This window comes from Sphingobacterium sp. 18053, from assembly GCF_902706145.1.
GTDB lineage: Bacteria > Bacteroidota > Bacteroidia > Sphingobacteriales > Sphingobacteriaceae > Sphingobacterium > Sphingobacterium paramultivorum.
The window spans coordinates 458,266-477,241 of the sequence record NZ_CACSJW010000001.1 but is presented as its reverse complement, the minus strand read 5'-3'; the positions used below and the strand labels follow the sequence as shown (position 1 = coordinate 477,241).

The following is an 18,976-nucleotide window of genomic DNA, read 5'->3' as shown; positions in this document are numbered from 1 at the left end:
AATTGATTTTTTAAAAACAATTATGTATGTACAAACAATGGAGCCAAATACGGCTTTATTAATAGCAACGAAATACTTATATCTACAAACAAAACTATGAACATTAAAATTAGGCAAGAAAAATCAAGTGACCCAACTATTGTATTCGAACTGATCCGACTCGCTTTTGAAAACGAACAGTTTAGTGATCATCAAGAGCACATTTTAGTAGAAAAACTGAGAAAGACAGCAGAATTTATACCACAACTCTCTATGGTGGCAGAAGTTGAAGGAGAAATAGCAGGCTACATCCTCCTGACAAAGATTCAGATTATTGATAAAGAGAATCAAAAAGCATTCGATTCTCTTGCCTTGGCTCCCGTCGCTGTGCTACCTCAGTTTCAAGGAAAGGGAATTGGCGGTAAATTAATTCTTGGCGCCCATCAGATAGCAATAGAATTAGGTTTTGGATCGGTAGTTGTGCTCGGACATGCAGACTATTATCCTAAATTTGGATATGTACCTGCATCAGTCTATGGTATAAAATTTCCATTTGATGTTCCTGATGAAAATTGTATGATAAAAGAACTAACAGACAATTCCTTAAAAGGTATACAGGGCACTGTCCATTATCCAGAAGAGTTTGGTGTTATTTCATAAACCAAACTCTTCATTATGATTTGATGCTAATTAACAATCCTATTTAATATTTAATCGGATAGTCTTGCATAAATTCAAACTGATAACCATCTTTTTTCAATGCATCTATTAAAGAAGACAACTCCTGCTGTCCCTTTTGCGTTTGAAACATATCATCATGCATCAAGAAAACAACATTATTAGGCACCATTGAGCTTTTATTGTTCATGTAATTCCGAATGTGTGACAAAGTAGACTCCTGGCTTTGTATAGGTGCACCAGTGATGCTATTAAGCCGCCACTCGACATCCCAACCATAAATTGTATATCCGTTTTTATGTAATAGATCGGCGGTGCTAGATCCATTTTTAAGGTCGATCTTACGAACATTATCATATATCCAAATATTCCTGCCCGGAAGTCGAACGATCTTATGTTTTAGATTGAGATCTTTTTCATTCTTTTCAAAATCAGCAAAAGCATTTTGGGGATTATTATAAAATCGAGAATACTGATTGTTTGCGTGCGTATAGCTATGATTATAGCAGGCTATAAGCGGATTGGATTCATAACGGGCAAGATCACGTTTCCTCCCTTTGCTCATATTAGCGTGCTTACCAATCAAGAATACACTCACTTTAATGTTTTTTTCTTTCGCAATAGAATCAATAAAGGCACTACCAATCAATGGTCCGTCATCGAAAGTCAGGTAGATATGTTTTGGATACGTGTTAAATGCTTTCCGCAGCGAATCCTTAAGTTCACGTTTTTGTTGTTTGATCGGAACAGGATGCAAACTATCTACTGTAAATTGAATCTGATTTTTCTGAAGCGAATCCCACCTATTCAACAAATGTGGTATTTTTTCCTTGACAACCAATTTCTCCGTAAGTGTGTCCTTCAGCTCGCCTTTCCCCAAGACTTTGTTTGAAAAATCCTTACATGCGGTTACACTAAACATTGTACTACAAATGAAAAGTACCACAAACAACCTACTACACTTCATATCAATCGCTATAACTTTAATGAATTTCTTTTTTCAAAATTACTACAAAAACCTATTTATTAACCATAAAATCTTACAAATCCCTATTTTCAGGGATAAGGTTAGTAACCTTCAACAATCCCGTACACCTCTTTTTATGGCTTCAGTTTTTATTATAAATCCGATATAAGAAACAATCGTGCCACTTTTTTCGACAGTTGGTCTCTATTTCTTTTTAAAAAATAGTGCTTTGTTATATTCAAAATTCATGCGCGCTATATTCAAAACTGATATACCTTGTGGGCACTCCACCTCGCAGGCTTCTGTATTCGTACAGTGACCAAATGACTCCAAATCCATTTGCTTCACCATATTTAAAACGCGTTCACTGCGCTCTTCTTTTCCCTGTGGAAGCAAAGCCATATGGGTAATCTTTGCAGAGGTAAATAGTGCAGCACTACCATTTTTACACGTTGCAACACAAGCACCACAGCCAATACAGGCCGCTGAGTCAAATGCTGACTCAGCTAATTCATGAGAAATAGGGATCACTGTAGCGTCTGGGGCTTGACCAGTATTGATGGATACAAATCCCCCAGAAGAAATAATTCGGTCAAATGCCGAACGGTCCACTTTCAAATCCTTTTTAACCTGAAATGCTGCTGATCGAAAAGGTTCAATAAGAATCGTATCGTTATCTTTGAATGAACGTAAATGTAGCTGACAGGTGGTTGTATGCTTAAGAGGTCCATGTGCGATGCCATTGATCATCATACCGCATTGTCCACAGATCCCTTCACGACAATCATGATCAAACTCTACAGGGTCGTCTCCATGCGTAATAAGCTGTTCATTCAGGGTATCCAACATCTCCAAAAACGACATATGTGGATTGAGATCTGTTAAGGTGTAAGTAACTAATTTTCCTGTAGCGTTGCGATCTTTTTGCCGCCATATTTTAAGGTGTAAATCCATAATCGTTCTATTTATTTATAGCTCCTTACAGTTGGTTGTATCTCTTCAAAAATTAATGGTTCCCGAATTAGCTCAGGTTCTTGTCCCTCTCCTTTCCAGGCCCAAGCGGAAATAAACTGGTATTCAGCGTCATTCCGTAATGCCTCGCCATCTGCAGTCTGATATTCCTCCCGGAAATGTGCACCACAGGATTCGTTCCGCGTCAACGCATCATAACACATCAATTCTCCAATTTCAAAGTAATCGGCTACACGTCCAGCTTTTTCCAATTCCGTATTTAAAGTATTGGCTTCACCACTAACAATAACATTTTTATAAAACTCTTGCTTCAGTCTATTAATCTCTACAATAGCATGACGGAGCCCTTTTTCATTGCGTGCGAGCCCACAATAGTCATAGAGTATTTTACCCAGTGTTTTATGAAAATAATCCACGGTTTTACTGCCTTTAATCTTTAAAAATCGATCAATTTGCGCTCTGACACCTACCTCTGCACGTTCAAACTCAATATGGTCTGTAGAAATTTTTCCCGTGTGAATATCGTTTGCCAAATAATTTGCAATCGTATAGGGCGCAATAAAATAACCATCCACAGAGGCTTGGAGTAAGGAATTGGCGCCCAATCTATTTGCACCGTGGTCTGCAAAATTAGCCTCACCTAAGGCAAATAAGCCCGGTAGGCTTGTCATCAGCTCATAATCTATCCATAATCCCCCCATTGAAAAATGCGCGGAAGGTGAAATCATCATTGGTTCTTTATAAGCATCATATCCCGTAATCTTTTCATACATATCGAACAGATTACCATATTTCTCTTGTATTTTCTGTTTCCCCTGTTCTCTAATAGCTTTCGCAAAATCAAGGTAAACAGCATTTTTAAGTGGACCAATCCCAAAGCCAGCATCAATCCGTTCTTTGGCCGCTCGAGATGAAATGTCCCTTGGAGCAAGATTACCAAATGCCGGATAACGACGTTCTAAATAGTAATCTCTCTCTTCCTCAGGAATAGCGTTTGGTTCCCGCTTCTCATCTTCTTTCAACGGAACCCAAATCCTTCCGTCATTGCGTAACGACTCTGACATCAGTGTTAATTTAGACTGATAATCGCCAGACTGCGGCAACGAAGTCGGATGAATCTGAATCCAGCTCGGGGAGGCCATTAATGCCCCCTTCTTGTGTGCCCGCCAAATGGCAGAGCCACTACAGCCCATTGCTAATGTCGATAAATAATAAATTTTACCATACCCTCCGGTTGCTAGTATAACGGTATGTGCAGCGTGTCGTTCAAGCTCCCCTGTATCGAGATTTCGAACAATAACGCCACGGGCCTTTCCATCAATTACAACGATGTCGAGCATTTCATGTCTGGAGAAAAGCTGTACAGCACCTTTGCCAACCTGGCGCATAAGTGCCTGATAAGCTCCCAAAAGAAGCTGCTGTCCAGTTTGACCTCTCGCATAGAATGTACGACTTACCTGTACACCTCCGAAAGATCGATTGTTCAGATAGCCTCCATATTCACGACCGAAAGGAACACCCTGTGCAACTGCCTGGTCGATTAAATTGAGCGAACATTCGGCCATACGATATACATTGGCCTCACGGGCACGAAAATCACCACCCTTTAGGGTATCAACAAACATACGATAAACACTGTCCCCGTCATTTTTATAATTTTTTGCGGCATTTACACCACCTTGAGCAGCCACAGAATGCGCTCTTCTCGGGCTATCCTGAAAGCAGAAGGATTTTACCTGATACCCCATCTCCCCAAGAGAAGCTGCAATGGAGCTACCCGCCAATCCGGTTCCGATAACGATAACATCTAGTTTTTTACGATTTGCAGGATTAACAAGCTTGGCAGTCTTTTTATAACGAGTCCATTTTTGATCCAATGGTCCATTCGGTATTTTTGAATTTAATGTCATGACTTCTCCCCCTTATTTAGCTGTAAAAAATATATAAATGGGCATCAAAGCAAAACCAATGCTGATGATGACCGAATAGCTGATACCAATAATCTTAAACCATTTAACAAACTTGGGATGGAATAAGCCTAAAGTTCGAATCGCACTATGAATCCCATGAATAAGATGATAACACAGGGCAACCATCGATAAAACGTAAATAAGAACATACCACCATTGCTGAAAAACCTCGATTACAAGCACATATAAATCCTTGTTACCACGTTCATCAAGTGGAGGAGCGCCAAATTTGTACACGTACCAAAAATTCTGGAAATGGATAACTAAAAAAATGAGGATCAGGGTCCCTAAAATCCCCATATTGCGCGAATACCACTTACTTGCTCTTCCCCGATGATCTGAAACATAGTGGGCACCGGTCTTTTTATTCTTTACGGTAATGATCAATCCGTCCAAAGCATGCAAAATAATGCTGGCATAAAGTACGTAAGAAATAATTTTGATCAAGATATTGCCTGCCAAAAAATGTGAGTAGGCATTAAATTGTAGATGTGCTTGTTCCTGCGGTAAGAATAGCTGTAAGTTCCCTAGAAAGTGAATCAGTAAAAAGAACGCTAAAAATAAACCCGTCAGACACATAAGCATCTTCTTTGATAATGTAGATAACATAATAAGATCTTAATTTTAATAATAGCCTATAACCTTCATCCACAATCCACCGACACCCATATAAATCACCAATAATACGATACCAATTTCCAGTCCACGCAGCCACCATGATTTTAAATCGACATATCCGCTTCCAAAAAATACCGGTGCAGGGCCATGGCCATAATGTGTCAAAACACCATAGATAGAGCCCAAGAATCCAAGCATCATTGCAAGCAGCATTGGCGGAATACCCAAAGAAACACCAACCCCCAACAAGGCCGCATACATAGCCGCAACATGGGCGGTAGCACTCGCAAAAATGTAGTGACTAAAGAAATAAACAAGAATGATTACCGGAAAGGCTATTTGCCAACTTAAATCACCAATCTGTACTTTGATCAGGTCGCTAAACCAACCGATAAAGCCAAGCTCATTTAAAGAACTGGCCATCATAACCAAAACAGCAAACCAAACAATCGTATCCCATGCTCCTTTTTCGGCTTTAACATCCTCCCAGGTCAATACAGAGGTCAGTAAAAGTAGCGTCAAACCGATGAAGGCTGTAGTTGTCGCATCAATTGAAAAAGAACCACCAAAAATCCATAATGCCAACAAGATAAAGAACGCCAAAAGCATTAACCATTCATTCCTGGAAATTGGTCCCATCTCTTTTAATTTCTGCGCCGCCATCTTAGGTGCATCACCTGTTTTTTTCAATTCAGGTGGATATAACTTATAAAGAACAAGCGGTACTACAAAAAATGCGACAATACCAGGTATAAATCCAGCAATAGCCCAGGAAATCCAGGTAATATCAATTCCTAGGTTCGCAGCAAATTTTTGACACATTGGATTACTGGCCGTTCCTGTCAAAAACATCGAAGACGCAATTAGATTCATATAATAACTATTTAAAGTTAGATAGGATCCCAATTTTCGATGTGTCTCTGGCTTATCTGGAACAGAATCAAAACTAATTGCCATCGATTTCATGATGGGATAAATAATCCCTCCCCCTCGGGCTGTATTACTGGGAATCGCCGGAGCTAAACAAACATCTGCCAACCCCAATCCATAAGCTAACCCTAATGAACTCTTTCCAAAAACTCGAATAAAAAGAAAGGCAATTCGATTTCCCAGTCCAGTTTTAATAAACCCCCGGGCAATAAAAAATGAGATACCAATCAACCAAATTACCTTATCTCCGAAACCCGTCAAAGCTTTAGTAATCGACTTACCCGCATCTCCAGGGGCCAATACTTGTGTCAGGGCCGTAAACGCAATGGCCATCATACACATGGTACCCATAGGAGCCGCTTTTAAAATAATCCCAAGAATGGTTGCGGCGAAAATTGCAAATAAATGCCAGGCTTCCGGACTGACGCCTTTCGGTATTGGGATAAACCATAAAATGAGTGCTACTAAGAAAGTAATGGCAACATTTTTAATACTTATTTCTTTCATGATAAACGTAGTTTAATAGATTAGAATCGACTTTGTACCTGAACAATAAATAAATTTTTGTTGAATTCGCTGGTATTCTCTGTCTGCTTTTTATATCGGTCCAATTGAAGTCCCAATTGTATCCTTGCACCATAATTTTTTAAAAATTCCAAGCCAAACATCGGCGTATATGTTTGACGCGCATTTGCATTGAGTTTGTAATTTGGGTCAATATACTCATACCGACATGATAGCTCAAAAGCACTTAGATTGAAATAATTTACTTCATATCTTAAGTTGGGTAGAAAATAGATACCGCGGACCAAATAGTCGCTCAACTTGGATGTTCGCGCACTTTCTTCCAAAGAATAATACAGGTTATGATTGATCGCCTGTTTTGCTTCCAGTTGCATATCAAGATTCCATCGTTTACCAAAACTAACATTACCAGTTAGATCTACCCCCAATGCATGTACTTGTTTTTTCATCACATCACCTACGCCACCATTAAGCCCTAAATTAACACCATACTTCTTTGAAAGCCCAAAGACCAGACGGGTGGCATATTGCTTACCATTATCGTTATCAACAACTTGATTCTTCCCGTTCCCGTTTACCACAGATAAGGAATAACTAAAGGGCATATCACCTAGTGTAGTCTCGCCTGTCGCAGCAACCCCGATTTGAAAACTTGCCCAACCTAATTTACCGAATTCAAGATACTGGTTCGACCAGTCCAAAGATTTGATGATGTCAATAGGGTAAGTTTCCTCGATGCCAAACCAAGGACGAAATTGGCCCACTGTGATTGCCAATTTGGGACTAAATGTATATTTCAAGTAGGCATTTTCGAGCACTTTTGTTTTGGGATCGCTTTTGAAATCTGCGAGGTTAGCTAATACGGCAACTTCAGTACGCTTGCTAATTTGAGCGCGCATCTGTACCCGCATATATTTCACCATAAAATTGTTATCCGTACCTGAACCATCACTGTGATGTAGCCCATTGACATCAACATCTTTTGTAGCACTAACAAGGTAACGGGCCTGAAACAAACCTTTCACCTGAAGCTTGGGATACGTCGTGTCGTCTTTTTTTTGTTGCACAGAATCAACTTTATTCTCTTGTACAGTACCTGGTTCTTGCCCTTTGACCAAGGTATGGCTCAATAAACATGCAATAGAAATTGGAATATAGCGTTTCTTCATACTTAAACAATTTTTTTCTTAGCCAGTAGCCCAGCTTACTTCTCATTGTTAATAATCTTGTCGTTCTAAATCTAATGTTGTAGGTACAACACATAGCTTTAAAAAATGTTTTGTTATTCTAATAAAATTTAATAACTGTAAGAAAATCAAACTGATTAAAAAAAGATCAGGTATAAATTCCACCTTTTTATGTAATTTCACAGGCGAATTTCAATACAATCTAAATTTAAAACCTATAGATTGATCTTTTCATGAATTTTGCACTTCATGAAAAAACTTCGTCATTTAAATATGTAATACATTTTAGAATCGATAAATATATTATGAAAGAAAAACTAATCAGAACATGCTTTATTGGCCTTGCGCTTCTTTTGATCCAAAGCTTTTCAGTATCAAGCGCTCACGCCTCAGACAAGGAAAAACCTGCCATGTTTTGGACTTGGCTAGATTACAACGCCAAAACAAACTTTGATTCTATTTGCCGTGAGATGAACTACCTAGGAATCGATGGCGTGATGTTAAATGCTGCTAGTCCAGATGAGTATCGTGTAGCAATTCCTATTGCAAAAAAATATGGCATCCAAGTTATCGCGTGGCTTTGGACGATGAATCTGGAACATGATAGAGATAAAATACTTAAAGAGCATCCAGATTGGTTCAGTGTCAATCGCAACGGAAAAAGTCTCGCAGATACCACTGCATACGTTGGTTATTATAAATTTTTATCGCCTGTAGTACCAGGAGTAAAAGAATATATCAAAAAGAAAATTGAATCCTATTGTGAAGTTGAGGGATTGGCGGGTATCTCTATTGACTACAATCGTTATGTGGATGTTGTCCTCCCCACAACCCTTTGGCCTAAATATAATATTGTCCAAGATCGCGAGTATCCCGCTTGGGATTACGGATACCATCCCATTGCTATAGAAAAATTTAAAAAACAATATGGCTATGACCCTCGTGCACAAAAAGATCCATCGAAAGATCTCAAATGGCGCCAATTTCGTTGCGATCAGATAACAGATATCGCCAATATGATTGCAGAAATTGTTCATTCTCATGGCAAAACAATGGCAGCATCCCCATTTCCGACCCCCAAAATGGCTTCGCGTATGGTACGTCAAGATTGGGGTAAGTGGAATTTAGATGTTGTTTTTCCGATGGTATACAGCAATTTTTATACAGAAGATCCAAGCTTTATTAGCGATTGTACCTTAGAAAATGTGCGCGACAAAGGTGCAAATACTACCCTATATTGTGGATTGATGGCTAAAAATAATGAGGAAATATTTGCCGATATGGATGAGGCACTAAATAATGGTGCGCAGGGAATTTCTATTTTTACCATCCATAGCTTAAAAGATCCTCAGATCAGGGAAAAATTCAGAGCCTATACAACTGCTGCGAAAGCGAGAAAAGCTCAAAATAATGGAACTTTAACACGTTTGGCGCACGTGAAAATCGAAAATAATCCCTTCAAAAAAGAAGGTATTATGAAATTAATCAACCAAAAGATACAAGATTTGGTCCGCTCAGAAAACCCTGCTGCCAGCCCGATAGCATTATCTAAATATAAAAAAATAGATGCATATGATGTCACTCAAAAGTACCTCGTTACTGATAAGGTGAGCAAAAAGAATTTTTACGTCACCTTCTTTTTCTATGGCGGAATACTTTCCGGTTGGAATGTTGATCCAGCTCCAAATGCAGCCTAAAGGATGACCTACTAAGAAGAGGTGCTAAAACGTTATCTATTTAGCACCTCTTTTCTTTTTAATACACTGTTTCCTATCTTTGGAACGAACAAATAATTAAAAAATGAGAAAAAATCTTAGGTTGGCAGCCTGTATTATTGGCTTGATATGTTGCGGATCAATTCCTGTAGCCTTTGCTCAAAATAGCATTCAAAACCAGCAGGGTCCTAAAACCGCGATTATTGATAAGGCATTATTGGATAGAATATTGGATAAAAATAGACAGTCATTCAAAGAAGGTAAAGTGGCCGATTATATTCCGGAATTGGGTAAAGCCAACGCATCATCCATTGCTCTTTCGGTTGTAAATAGTGATGGAACAATCGTTAGTATCGGAGATGTACAACAAAGATTTACCATTCAGAGTATTTCAAAAATTGTTTCATTAATGGTTGCTGTATTGGAAAACGGAGAACAAAATATTTTTGATAAAATGGGGTACTTTGGTACAGACAAACCTTTCAATCATTTTGCGAATTTGGAAACATCGGGCAAACCGCTCAATCCGATGATGAACGCCGGCGCCATTTTAACAACATCGCTCATTAAAGGAACAGGTGAGGAACCTTTTCTTAAAATACTCCATATGATTCGTTTTATAACAAATAATGAAAATATTGATTATAGTAAATCCGTATATAATTCGGAGCGGGAGACTGGAAATCGAAACAGAGGTATGTTCTACCTGATGCGCAACAATGGACTCATTGATGGTGAAGGTGAAGATAAACTAAATAATTATTTTAAACAGTGCTCAATTGAGATAACCGCAGAGGATCTGGCTAAAATAGGTTTCTTTTTTGCCAATCATTGTGTGCGCTATGATGGAAATAAGCAATACAATAATCCAAGTCTATCCCAGTTAGTTCAATCGCAAATGCTCATTGCAGGGATGTACGAATTTAGTGGCGAATATGCCAGAACTGTGGGACTTCCGAGTAAATCGGGCGTTGGTGGCGGAATCGCAGTAAGTGTACCGAATAAAATGGGTATAGGGGCCTATAGTCCAGCCTTGGATCAACACGGTAACTCTGTGGCTGCATATCGCATGATATTAGATTTGGTGGAAGAGAAATCACTAAGTCTCTTTTATTAACCTTAGTAAATTAAAATCAACTATAACATGATACGGACAGAACCAATCATCGCAGTGGATAACGTTCCCAAAAGCTCACAATTCTATCAAAAGCTTTTAGGCTGTACCGGTCAACATGGAGGAGAAACATTTGAAATTCTCACGGATAACGGAACCGTTATTCTCTGTTTACACAAATGGGGTGAACATGATCACCCTACTATGCGGGATCAAATACATGCAGGGAATGGATTCATATTATTCTTTAGAGTAGACAATTTACAGCAAATTTTCGAAAACGCTACTTTGCTAAATGCAGTCATTGAGAAAGATATACATTACAATGAGAATTCTCTGAAGGATCAATTTATCCTACGTGACCCCGATAACTATTACCTGATTGTATCAGCCTAGTCAGATCTATTTGTTTGTCAATCGCATGTTGGATTGTATTCATCAGTAAAAAATATCCGTTCTTAAACCAGTTTAACTTTTGTGTTGAATGTTTGATGCAACTTTGTCTTATCAAAATTTAAAACAATGACCACACGATTTAATATTGCAAAAGTAGATGCAACCGCCTATAAGGCGATGATGGGATTGGAAACATATCTCAACGATATTTTTTTAAATCCTATTCAAAAGGAACTCATAAAAATACGTGCTTCACAGATCAATGGCTGTGCTTTTTGCTTAGATATGCACACAAAGGATGCGTTGAAGTATGGTGAAACTCCGCAACGGATATTTTTATTAAATGCCTGGCGAGAAACGGATCTATTCACTACGGAAGAACAGATATTGTTGGAGATGACAGAAGAGATCACATTGATACATCAAAAGGGATTGACAGAAAGCACTTTTCAAAAAGCAAAAGAAATATTTGAAGAAAAGGAGATTGCACAGATTATTATGGCAATTATTACCATAAATGCGTGGAATAGAATTGGCATCAGCACGCATTTGGAACTATTAAAGTAGTTTTAGGCGCTTTCGCAAAAAAGCCTTTTCCAATATTGGAAAAGGCTTTTTCATTTACAAATAATTTCCTTTTATTTTCCTGTTAAAATCACAATTATCATTTATCTTTATTAGGAAAACCTATATAAATACATGATTATGAAAATTATAAAAAAAATCCTAATTGTTTTAGCGATCATCATCGCTATACCCTTAATTACAGCGATCTTCGTCAGTAAAGACTTCTCGGCCCAAAGTGAGATCACGATCGATAAGCCAAAGCAGGAAGTGTTCAACTATGTAAAAATGCTTAAGAACCAAGATAACTTTGGTGTATGGCAACTCTCAGATCCCCAAATGAAAAAAACTGAACAGGGTGTAGATGGTCAAGTTGGCTATAAATCCAGCTGGGATGGTAAGAAAGTTGGTAAAGGTTCACAGACTATTACAAAAATCGTCGATGGCGAAACGATCGAAACGTCCCTCGATTTCGGCATGGGCGAACCAGCCAAAGGTTATTTTATCCTAAAAGAGATCTCGCCTAATCAAACCTCAGTGACTTGGGGTATTTCAGGAAAATCGCCCTATCCATGGAACTTTATGAATTTATTTATGAATATGAACAAAGATTTCGATCAAGGGTTGAAGAATCTAAAAAATAGACTAAAATAGAGACTATACAAAGTAAAAAACGGTGATTAAAATAAACTTTACTTTAACCACCGTTTCTTATTTTTAAAATGAACAAAATTTATCTTCTGCGCATTAAAATTCGTAGAATGTACCAAAATAGCAACATTATTGATGAAAATAGCTGTAGGGCCGCCCCAACGTATTGTTCGTTGCCGTAACTATACTTCAGATTTTGAGTTTGATAGAGTATGCTTCCGGAAGCAAGTGCAATCATTGCAACCGAGAACCATAATCCAAGTTCAAAACCAAAAATAGCTCCAGCGACAATTGCCCCCAAGGATAAGAAGCCCCCAATTACCAGGATATTCCTGAGAAATGAAAAATCTTTATTGGATACAAATGCAACGACAGTAAGCCCAGTAAACAATGCCAAAGTCATTATACTTGCTTGATAAATGACACTAATTCCTTCGGTCATAAACACCGCCATAAAAATCATCGGCAGGAAGATGATTGCTTCCAGTACAATATAGAAAGCTAGTCCTAGATACTGGGTTTGACGGCTTTGCGAAAGTGTCCATCTTGATGAAAGTGTGGACCCTAACCACAAACATCCCAATAAAAACAACCAAATAAATTTTCCGCTAACCATCCAAACGATAAAATCATAAGGGATCAATTTGATCAGCAAAGTTTCCAAAACGATAAATGCTAAAATCGAAAGCGCAACATGAAGATAAGTTTTTTTATAAAACACTCCCCTTTCAGCGTCATCATTGATAAGAACGTACTCTTGTGATTCCATAAAACAAATACGATTGATTAAATAACGATTAAAAATAAGCATTAATTCTATTTCCACAAGAAAGAAGTTTGCATAGGCTTATAAAAAAAGAACCCCGCCTAGCGGGGTCCATTCAAACAAACAACTTATTTCCAGCCTCCTCCCAAATCTTTATAGATATTGACAACAGCATTGAGCTGCTGCTTCTTCGTTTCTATCAATTCAAGTTTCGAATCCAGCACATCGCGTTGTGTCATTAAAACCTCCATATAGTCTGCCCTCGCTGATTTAAAGAGATCATTGGACACAGACACGGAATTATTCAGAACCTCAACTTCTTTTGTTTTGAAATCGTAGCTGCGCCCTAGGTTTTCAATATTAGAAAGTTGTGTAGAGACTTCTAAGTAAGCATTCAGAATTGTCTTCTCGTAATTATATACCGCCTGTATTTGTTTCGCGTTGGCCGTATTAAATTCCGCTTTAAGCCCATTTTTATTTATCAATGGCGCTGCAAGCTCCCCTATTAGATTATATAAAACTGATTCAGGCATCTTAAATAGATAGGAAGGCTTGAATGCCTGTAAACCCAAAGCCGCCGAAATCTCCAAAGAAGGATAAAACTCTTTCCGCGCGATCTGTACGTCCAACTTCGCGGCAGCGAGCTCATACTCTGCCTCACGAATATCAGGTCTATTGCTCAGTAATTGGCTCGGTATACCTGTTTGAACCTTCGCCGGGATCAAATCGACAAAATTGCTTTTGTCGCGTTTGATCTCTTGTGGAAAACGCCCCAACAGAAAATTAATACGGTTTTCAGTTTCTTTGATCTGCTGCCTCGTCTCAAATTCCATACCTTTGGTTTTCAACACTTCAGCCTCAAACTTTTGAACCGCCAGTTCTGTTACACGAGCAGCCTGTTTCTGCAACCGGATTACCGCAAGCGCATTGTCCTGTAGCTCGATATTCTGTTTGATAATGGTCAACTGATTGTCCAATGCCAATAATTCATAATACGAACGGGCAACCTCGGCAATGAGGCTACTCAAGACAAAATTTTTCCCCTCTACAGTAGCAAGATAGCGGTTGAGTGCGGCTTGCTCGGAGTCCTTAAGTTTTTTCCAAACGTCGATTTCCCAACTTGCATACGCACCAATTGTCAAATCTCCCAGTGGATCCGGCATTTCCTTTCCAGGAGCAATTTCTGTACTGGCATCACCCGCCCCCTGACTGGTATATCGTCCAACTTTTTCAACACCTCCTCCGGCACGTAAACCAACGGTAGGTTTCAACGCCCCTTTTCGTAAAAGAATATCGTTTTTTGCAATTGCCAACTCCTGCAAAGTAACATTCAGTTCCTGATTGTTTTTCAAAGCTGTATCTATTAATACAACTAGATTTGGATCAGTAAAAAATTCACGCCACTTAACCGATGCTGAATTCGTTGTGTCAGATTTATCTACGTCTGTAAATTGCTGCGGAACAAATTTATTCTCCTGTATTTGTGTCGCTTTCGGAACCTTACATCCCGTCACTGCTGCTGAAAGCGAAAATGCAATGACCCATTGTATTTTTCTGCGATTAGTCATTATTATCAAGTTCTTCAGTTAATGGATTTTCATCCTCGTGTTTAATAAGCTTACGTCTAGAGGCAATAGTTCCAAAGATATAGTACAAGCCTGGTATCACTAAAATACCGAACACTGTTCCAAACAACATACCTCCCGCTGCTGCTGTACCGATCGTACGGTTACCTATCGCCCCAGGACCAGATGCCATAACTAAAGGAATCAACCCGGCGATAAAGGCGAAAGATGTCATCAAGATAGGTCTAAACCTTACTTTTGCACCGTCCAAGGCAGCTTCGATGATACTCAATCCTTGCGAATGCCGCTGAGCGGCAAACTCAACAATCAACACGGCATTTTTGCCAAGTAGACCTATGAGCATGACCAAAGCGACCTGTGCATAAATGTTGTTTTCCAATCCCAATAACTTCAATAGTAGAAAGGCACCGAAGATCCCGATTGGTAAAGAAAGCAACACCGCAAAAGGCATAATAAAGCTTTCATATTGTGCGGAAAGTATCAAATAAACGAAACCAAGACAAATTAAGAAGATATAAATCGCCTGATTTCCGCGCCCTACCTGATCCTTGGAGATACCAGCCCAATCAATACCATAGCCCCGAGGCAAAGTTTTAGCGGCGACTTCATTAATCACCTGAATTGCTTCACCACTACTGTAACCCGGTGCGGCAGAGCCTGAGATTTCGGACGCCATATACATATTGTGTCGGGTGATCTCAGAAAGACCGTAAACCTTTTCCATATGCATAAATGCTGAAAATGGAACCATCTCATCTTTTTCATTCTTCACGTATAGCTTTAAGATATCTTCCGGCAAAGCCCTGTATTGCGGCAAAGCCTGAACCATAACTTTATATTGGCGGTCATACTTAATGAAGTTCGTTTCGTAATTACTACCAACCAAAGTCGAAAGCGTATTCAGTGCATTATCAATAGTAACCCCCTTCTGTTGCGCCAGATCATTGTCTATATGCAACATATACTGTGGGAAACTCGCACTGTAGAAGGTAAATACGGATGATAATTCAGGTCTCTTATTCAACTCACGCACAAAATCCCTACTTACCGTTTCCATTTTCTTGTAGTCACCAGAACCGGCTTTGTCCAGAAGACGAAGCTCAAATCCACCCGCGGCACCATAGCCCGGTACGGCCGGTGGTTGGAAAAATTCGATAGACGCCCCTGGGATATTTTTGGCAGCAGCCTCTAGTTGCTCAATAATCTCTTGCGAGGATTCTTTACGTTCTTCCCAGCTTTTCAAGTTGATCAAACAAGTACCTGTATTTGCTCCAGTTCCTTCAGTCAGGATTTCATAACCAGCTAACGACGATACCGATTGTACACCATCAATGTTTTCAGCTTCTTTTTGCAATGTTTGGGCCGCTAGATTGGTTCTTTCCAATGTCGACCCTGGCGGCGTTTGAATAATAGCATAAATCATCCCCTGGTCTTCATTGGGGATAAAACCTGCAGGAACAGCATTATTCAAAAAATAGGCTCCAATACAAAAACCTATCAATACTAAAAATGTAAACACCCGTTTATCCACTATCCCTTTCAACAAGTAAACATATTTGTTGGACATCTTATCAAACAATCTATTGAAAGAATCAAGAAACTTATCGATAATGGATTTCTTTCTTGGCTTGCCATGATTATTCTTCAGCATGATCGCACATAATGCTGGAGTCAGTGTCAATGCCACAACACCCGATAAGATGATTGATGTTGCCATGGTAATGGAAAACTGCCGATAGAATATCCCTACTGGACCAGACATAAAGGCAACGGGGATAAAAACCGCCGCCATAAGGAATGTGATCGCAACAATGGCACCGCTGATTTCATGCATCGCTTTTTTGGTCGCCTTATAAGCCGAAATATGAAGCTCTTCCATTTTGGCATGGACAGCTTCAATAACCACAATCGCATCATCCACAACCACACCAATGGCAAGCACCAATGCAAATAGGGTGATCAAGTTGATGGTAATTCCAAAAAACTGCATGAACAAAAACGATCCCACCAATGAAACCGGCACTGCAATAGTTGGAATCAACGTCGAGCGCCAATCTCCTAAGAATAGAAAAACGACAATAGCAACAAGCACAAATGCTTCCAATAAAGTATGGACTACTTTTTCCATGGATGCATCCAAAAATTTTGAAACGTCATAGCTAATTTCGTAATCCAGCCCTTTAGGAAAAGATGCCTTCAATTCCTTCATTTTGCTTTTAACGTCTTGGATTACCTGAGAAGCATTACTTCCATAGGATTGTTTTAAGACAATCGCTGCGGATGGTTTTCCATTCAGTGTAGAATAGATATCATACATCGCTGAACCGAATTTGATGTCCGCAACATCTTTTAAGCGTAACATTTCACCATTTTCACCCGCACGTAATACGATATTGCCATAACCTTCAGTTGTCGTAAAACGTCCCGGGTATTTCAATACATATTCGAAAGATTGGGAGGTCATACCAGACGACTCGCCGGCTTTACCTGGTGAAGCTTCCAAACTCTGCTCTGATAAGGCTTTCATCACCTCTTCTGCAGAAATCTTGTAAGCTGTCATACGATCTGGTTTCAACCAAATACGCATCGCTAATTCGCGCGTTCCAAGAATATTAGCTACCCCAACACCGTCTACACGACGTAATTCGGATACAATATTCATGTCCGCATAGTTATACATAAAGTTTCCATCAAGCTCTTTGTCTTTGCTATAGAGATTGATGTACATGAGCATATTGGATTCTTCACGTGTAATCTTCACCCCCTCACGTACCACAATTGGAGGAAGCTTATTGACCACAGAAGCCACACGGTTCTGCACATTTAACGAAGCCTGATTCGGATCTGTTCCTAGGTTGAATACCACCTGGATACTTGCTTCCCCGTCGTTACCGGCATCAGAAGCCATGTATTTCATGCCCGGAACCCCATTTATCGCCCGCTCTAGCGGTATGATAACTGATTTAATCATCAACTCACCATTTGCTCCAGGATACTCGGCAGTGATATTCACCTTCGGTGGCGATATAGATGGAAATTGTGTTACAGGAAGCTGTACCATAGAAAGCACACCCAAAAACACAATGATCAGTGATATAACGATCGAAAGTACTGGTCTATTTATAAAACGACTAAACATAGTAATTTAAGTGTAAGGGGTCTATTCTGTTTTTAACTTCAAATTTGAAATGGCGTCTTTAGGTTGCACAAAGCTGTAGCTGATTTTATCATCCTCTTTCGCTTTCTGAATACCATCCAACAAAAATTTATCATCTTTTTGAAGTCCGCTCGTTACCACATACAGATCTGGTAGGGAGTTACCAATTGTGATATGACGAGCTTTTAATTTGCCATCCTTATCGACTACATACACATATTTACGGTCCTGCATTTCGTATGTCGCTTTCTGTGGAATAATTAAAACCTGTTTCAACGGAAAGTTCATCACCACTTTGCCACTCTCGCCATGTTTTAATAGACGGTTTGGGTTGGGAAATTTCGCTCTAAAAGCAATATTTCCTGTTTCACTGTTAAATTCACTTTCTATGGTCTCTACAAGACCATTTTGAGCAAATAGCTCATTATTGGCAAGTAAGAGGCCCACATGGGTATCCCCGCGTTTACTCACGTTAGTTTGATAACTTAAATATTCTGGTTCGGAAACATTGAAATAAACCAACATCTCACTATTATCGGACAGACTTGTCAATAATTCGCCTTCATCCACCAAACTTCCCAATTTCAATGGAATCCGATCAATCGTTCCATCAAAAGGTGCCCTGATTTCTGTAAAGGAGAGATGTAATTTTGCAATCGCTGCCTCAGCTTTGGCTTGCTCAAGCTTCGCTTTAGCCATAGCGAGTTCGTTGGGCGATACAACATTTTTATCAGCTAATGTTTTTGTATTTTGAACTTCAATTTCCGCTACATTAACTTCTGCAGAAGATTTGCGGTATTCGGCCTCATACATCTTCGGCATAATCCGAAAAAGTAGTTGCCCTTTATGGACAAATTGTCCTTCATCCACGAAAATCTGCTCAAGATAGCCCTTCTCTTGAGCCCGAAGCTCAATATTTCGGAAAGATCTAATCTGGGAGACAAAATCCTTACGGATAGTTGTATCCATTTGTACCGGAGAGGTCGCTGTAAATTTCTCTTTTTCTTCCTTTTCTTCCTTTTTGGAAGTACACCCGATTTGGCATAAGCTAATAGCCAAACTAGCGAGCATAAATACTCTTTTCATTTGTAAGCGTCTAATTAAAAAAATAAGTTTGATTGTTTGTTGTGCTGGTTGGTGAAATAACCTCTACTTTGGCTTATGGTCCTTCCGACTTGTTAATAGATTGTACAAATCGATT

16 protein-coding genes are annotated in these 18,976 nt (G+C 39.2%); 6 read left to right on the top strand and 10 right to left on the bottom strand.

Annotation, left to right across the window (positions count from 1 at the left end; translation table 11 throughout):
* Window positions 1-96: 96 nt before the first annotated feature.
* The gene (locus GVK91_RS02155) at window positions 97-639 is read left to right on the top strand and encodes a GNAT family N-acetyltransferase (RefSeq protein ID WP_194932908.1); all 543 of its coding nucleotides are present in this window, start codon (window positions 97-99) and stop codon (window positions 637-639) included.
* A 43-nt stretch (window positions 640-682) separates the two neighbouring features.
* On the opposite strand, the gene GVK91_RS02150 is transcribed toward GVK91_RS02155, so the two are convergent.
* The 6 genes from GVK91_RS02150 to GVK91_RS02125 form a co-directional block, all read right to left on the bottom strand.
* Window positions 683-1,579: a polysaccharide deacetylase family protein gene (locus tag GVK91_RS02150; RefSeq protein ID WP_153847320.1), complete on the bottom strand. Its 897-nt coding sequence runs from the start codon at window positions 1,577-1,579 to the stop codon at window positions 683-685.
* Window positions 1,580-1,828: 249 nt separating this feature from the next.
* Window positions 1,829-2,578, bottom strand: coding sequence for a succinate dehydrogenase/fumarate reductase iron-sulfur subunit (locus GVK91_RS02145; protein ID WP_075992650.1), 750 nt, complete (start codon window positions 2,576-2,578; stop codon window positions 1,829-1,831).
* Between the two features lie 11 nt (window positions 2,579-2,589).
* Complete coding sequence (locus tag GVK91_RS02140) at window positions 2,590-4,506, bottom strand: fumarate reductase/succinate dehydrogenase flavoprotein subunit (RefSeq protein ID WP_159726675.1); 1,917 nt, start codon at window positions 4,504-4,506, stop codon at window positions 2,590-2,592.
* 12 nt (window positions 4,507-4,518) lie between these two features.
* Complete coding sequence (locus tag GVK91_RS02135) at window positions 4,519-5,175, bottom strand: succinate dehydrogenase cytochrome b subunit (protein WP_153847322.1); 657 nt, start codon at window positions 5,173-5,175, stop codon at window positions 4,519-4,521.
* Between the two features lie 15 nt (window positions 5,176-5,190).
* Window positions 5,191-6,621, bottom strand: a complete 1,431-nt coding sequence (locus GVK91_RS02130) for an anion permease (RefSeq protein ID WP_159726673.1) — start codon at window positions 6,619-6,621, stop codon at window positions 5,191-5,193.
* A gap of 20 nt (window positions 6,622-6,641) precedes the next feature.
* Window positions 6,642-7,808 (bottom strand): porin, encoded by a 1,167-nt coding sequence (locus tag GVK91_RS02125; protein ID WP_153847323.1) that lies wholly within the window; start codon window positions 7,806-7,808, stop codon window positions 6,642-6,644.
* Window positions 7,809-8,131: 323 nt separating this feature from the next.
* Between GVK91_RS02125 and GVK91_RS02120 the strand changes: the two genes are divergently transcribed.
* The 5 genes from GVK91_RS02120 (at window position 8,132) to GVK91_RS02100 (ending at window position 12,269) form a co-directional block, all read left to right on the top strand.
* Complete coding sequence (locus GVK91_RS02120; protein WP_200845518.1) at window positions 8,132-9,523, top strand: hypothetical protein; 1,392 nt, start codon at window positions 8,132-8,134, stop codon at window positions 9,521-9,523.
* A gap of 103 nt (window positions 9,524-9,626) precedes the next feature.
* Window positions 9,627-10,658: a glutaminase A gene (gene glsA / locus GVK91_RS02115; protein WP_153847324.1), complete on the top strand. Its 1,032-nt coding sequence runs from the start codon at window positions 9,627-9,629 to the stop codon at window positions 10,656-10,658.
* A 27-nt stretch (window positions 10,659-10,685) separates the two neighbouring features.
* On the top strand, window positions 10,686-11,051 hold the full coding sequence (locus GVK91_RS02110; RefSeq protein WP_159726671.1) for a VOC family protein: 366 nt from the start codon (window positions 10,686-10,688) through the stop codon (window positions 11,049-11,051).
* 126 nt (window positions 11,052-11,177) lie between these two features.
* The gene (locus GVK91_RS02105; RefSeq protein ID WP_153847326.1) at window positions 11,178-11,618 is read left to right on the top strand and encodes a carboxymuconolactone decarboxylase family protein; all 441 of its coding nucleotides are present in this window, start codon (window positions 11,178-11,180) and stop codon (window positions 11,616-11,618) included.
* Between the two features lie 138 nt (window positions 11,619-11,756).
* Complete coding sequence (locus GVK91_RS02100) at window positions 11,757-12,269, top strand: SRPBCC family protein (protein ID WP_153847327.1); 513 nt, start codon at window positions 11,757-11,759, stop codon at window positions 12,267-12,269.
* A 79-nt stretch (window positions 12,270-12,348) separates the two neighbouring features.
* Here the strand turns inward: GVK91_RS02100 and GVK91_RS02095 are convergent, their stop codons facing one another.
* The 4 genes from GVK91_RS02095 to GVK91_RS02080 all read right to left on the bottom strand — a co-directional run bounded on the left by GVK91_RS02095 (window position 12,349) and on the right by GVK91_RS02080 (window position 18,861).
* On the bottom strand, window positions 12,349-13,035 hold the full coding sequence (locus tag GVK91_RS02095) for a Bax inhibitor-1 family protein (protein ID WP_159726669.1): 687 nt from the start codon (window positions 13,033-13,035) through the stop codon (window positions 12,349-12,351).
* A gap of 125 nt (window positions 13,036-13,160) precedes the next feature.
* Window positions 13,161-14,600 carry a TolC family protein gene (locus GVK91_RS02090; protein ID WP_153847329.1) on the bottom strand — a complete coding sequence of 480 codons (1,440 nt, stop codon included), beginning with the start codon at window positions 14,598-14,600 and terminating at the stop codon, window positions 13,161-13,163.
* Entirely contained in the window at window positions 14,593-17,757 is a 3,165-nt protein-coding gene (locus GVK91_RS02085) for an efflux RND transporter permease subunit (protein WP_153847330.1), read from the bottom strand. Before GVK91_RS02085 ends, GVK91_RS02090 begins: the two co-directional genes overlap by 8 nt.
* Window positions 17,758-17,778: 21 nt before the next feature.
* Window positions 17,779-18,861, bottom strand: coding sequence for an efflux RND transporter periplasmic adaptor subunit (locus GVK91_RS02080; protein WP_145326753.1), 1,083 nt, complete (start codon window positions 18,859-18,861; stop codon window positions 17,779-17,781).
* Window positions 18,862-18,976 lie beyond the last annotated feature (115 nt).

Excerpts from the sequence above, each read along its gene's own strand:
- GVK91_RS02155 (WP_194932908.1), top strand. The coding sequence starts at position 97 with ATGAACATTAAAATTAGGCAAGAAAAATCAAGTGACCCAACTATTGTA.
- GVK91_RS02150 (WP_153847320.1), bottom strand. The coding sequence starts at position 1,579 with ATGTTTAGTGTAACCGCATGTAAGGATTTTTCAAACAAAGTCTTGGGG.
- GVK91_RS02145 (WP_075992650.1), bottom strand. The coding sequence starts at position 2,578 with ATGGATTTACACCTTAAAATATGGCGGCAAAAAGATCGCAACGCTACA.
- GVK91_RS02140 (WP_159726675.1), bottom strand. The coding sequence starts at position 4,506 with ATGACATTAAATTCAAAAATACCGAATGGACCATTGGATCAAAAATGG.
- GVK91_RS02135 (WP_153847322.1), bottom strand. The coding sequence starts at position 5,175 with ATGTTATCTACATTATCAAAGAAGATGCTTATGTGTCTGACGGGTTTA.
- GVK91_RS02130 (WP_159726673.1), bottom strand. The coding sequence starts at position 6,621 with ATGAAAGAAATAAGTATTAAAAATGTTGCCATTACTTTCTTAGTAGCA.
- GVK91_RS02125 (WP_153847323.1), bottom strand. The coding sequence starts at position 7,808 with ATGAAGAAACGCTATATTCCAATTTCTATTGCATGTTTATTGAGCCAT.
- GVK91_RS02120 (WP_200845518.1), top strand. The coding sequence starts at position 8,132 with ATGAAAGAAAAACTAATCAGAACATGCTTTATTGGCCTTGCGCTTCTT.
- glsA (WP_153847324.1), top strand. The coding sequence starts at position 9,627 with ATGAGAAAAAATCTTAGGTTGGCAGCCTGTATTATTGGCTTGATATGT.
- GVK91_RS02110 (WP_159726671.1), top strand. The coding sequence starts at position 10,686 with ATGATACGGACAGAACCAATCATCGCAGTGGATAACGTTCCCAAAAGC.
- GVK91_RS02105 (WP_153847326.1), top strand. The coding sequence starts at position 11,178 with ATGACCACACGATTTAATATTGCAAAAGTAGATGCAACCGCCTATAAG.
- GVK91_RS02100 (WP_153847327.1), top strand. The coding sequence starts at position 11,757 with ATGAAAATTATAAAAAAAATCCTAATTGTTTTAGCGATCATCATCGCT.
- GVK91_RS02095 (WP_159726669.1), bottom strand. The coding sequence starts at position 13,035 with ATGGAATCACAAGAGTACGTTCTTATCAATGATGACGCTGAAAGGGGA.
- GVK91_RS02090 (WP_153847329.1), bottom strand. The coding sequence starts at position 14,600 with ATGACTAATCGCAGAAAAATACAATGGGTCATTGCATTTTCGCTTTCA.
- GVK91_RS02085 (WP_153847330.1), bottom strand. The coding sequence starts at position 17,757 with ATGTTTAGTCGTTTTATAAATAGACCAGTACTTTCGATCGTTATATCA.
- GVK91_RS02080 (WP_145326753.1), bottom strand. The coding sequence starts at position 18,861 with ATGAAAAGAGTATTTATGCTCGCTAGTTTGGCTATTAGCTTATGCCAA.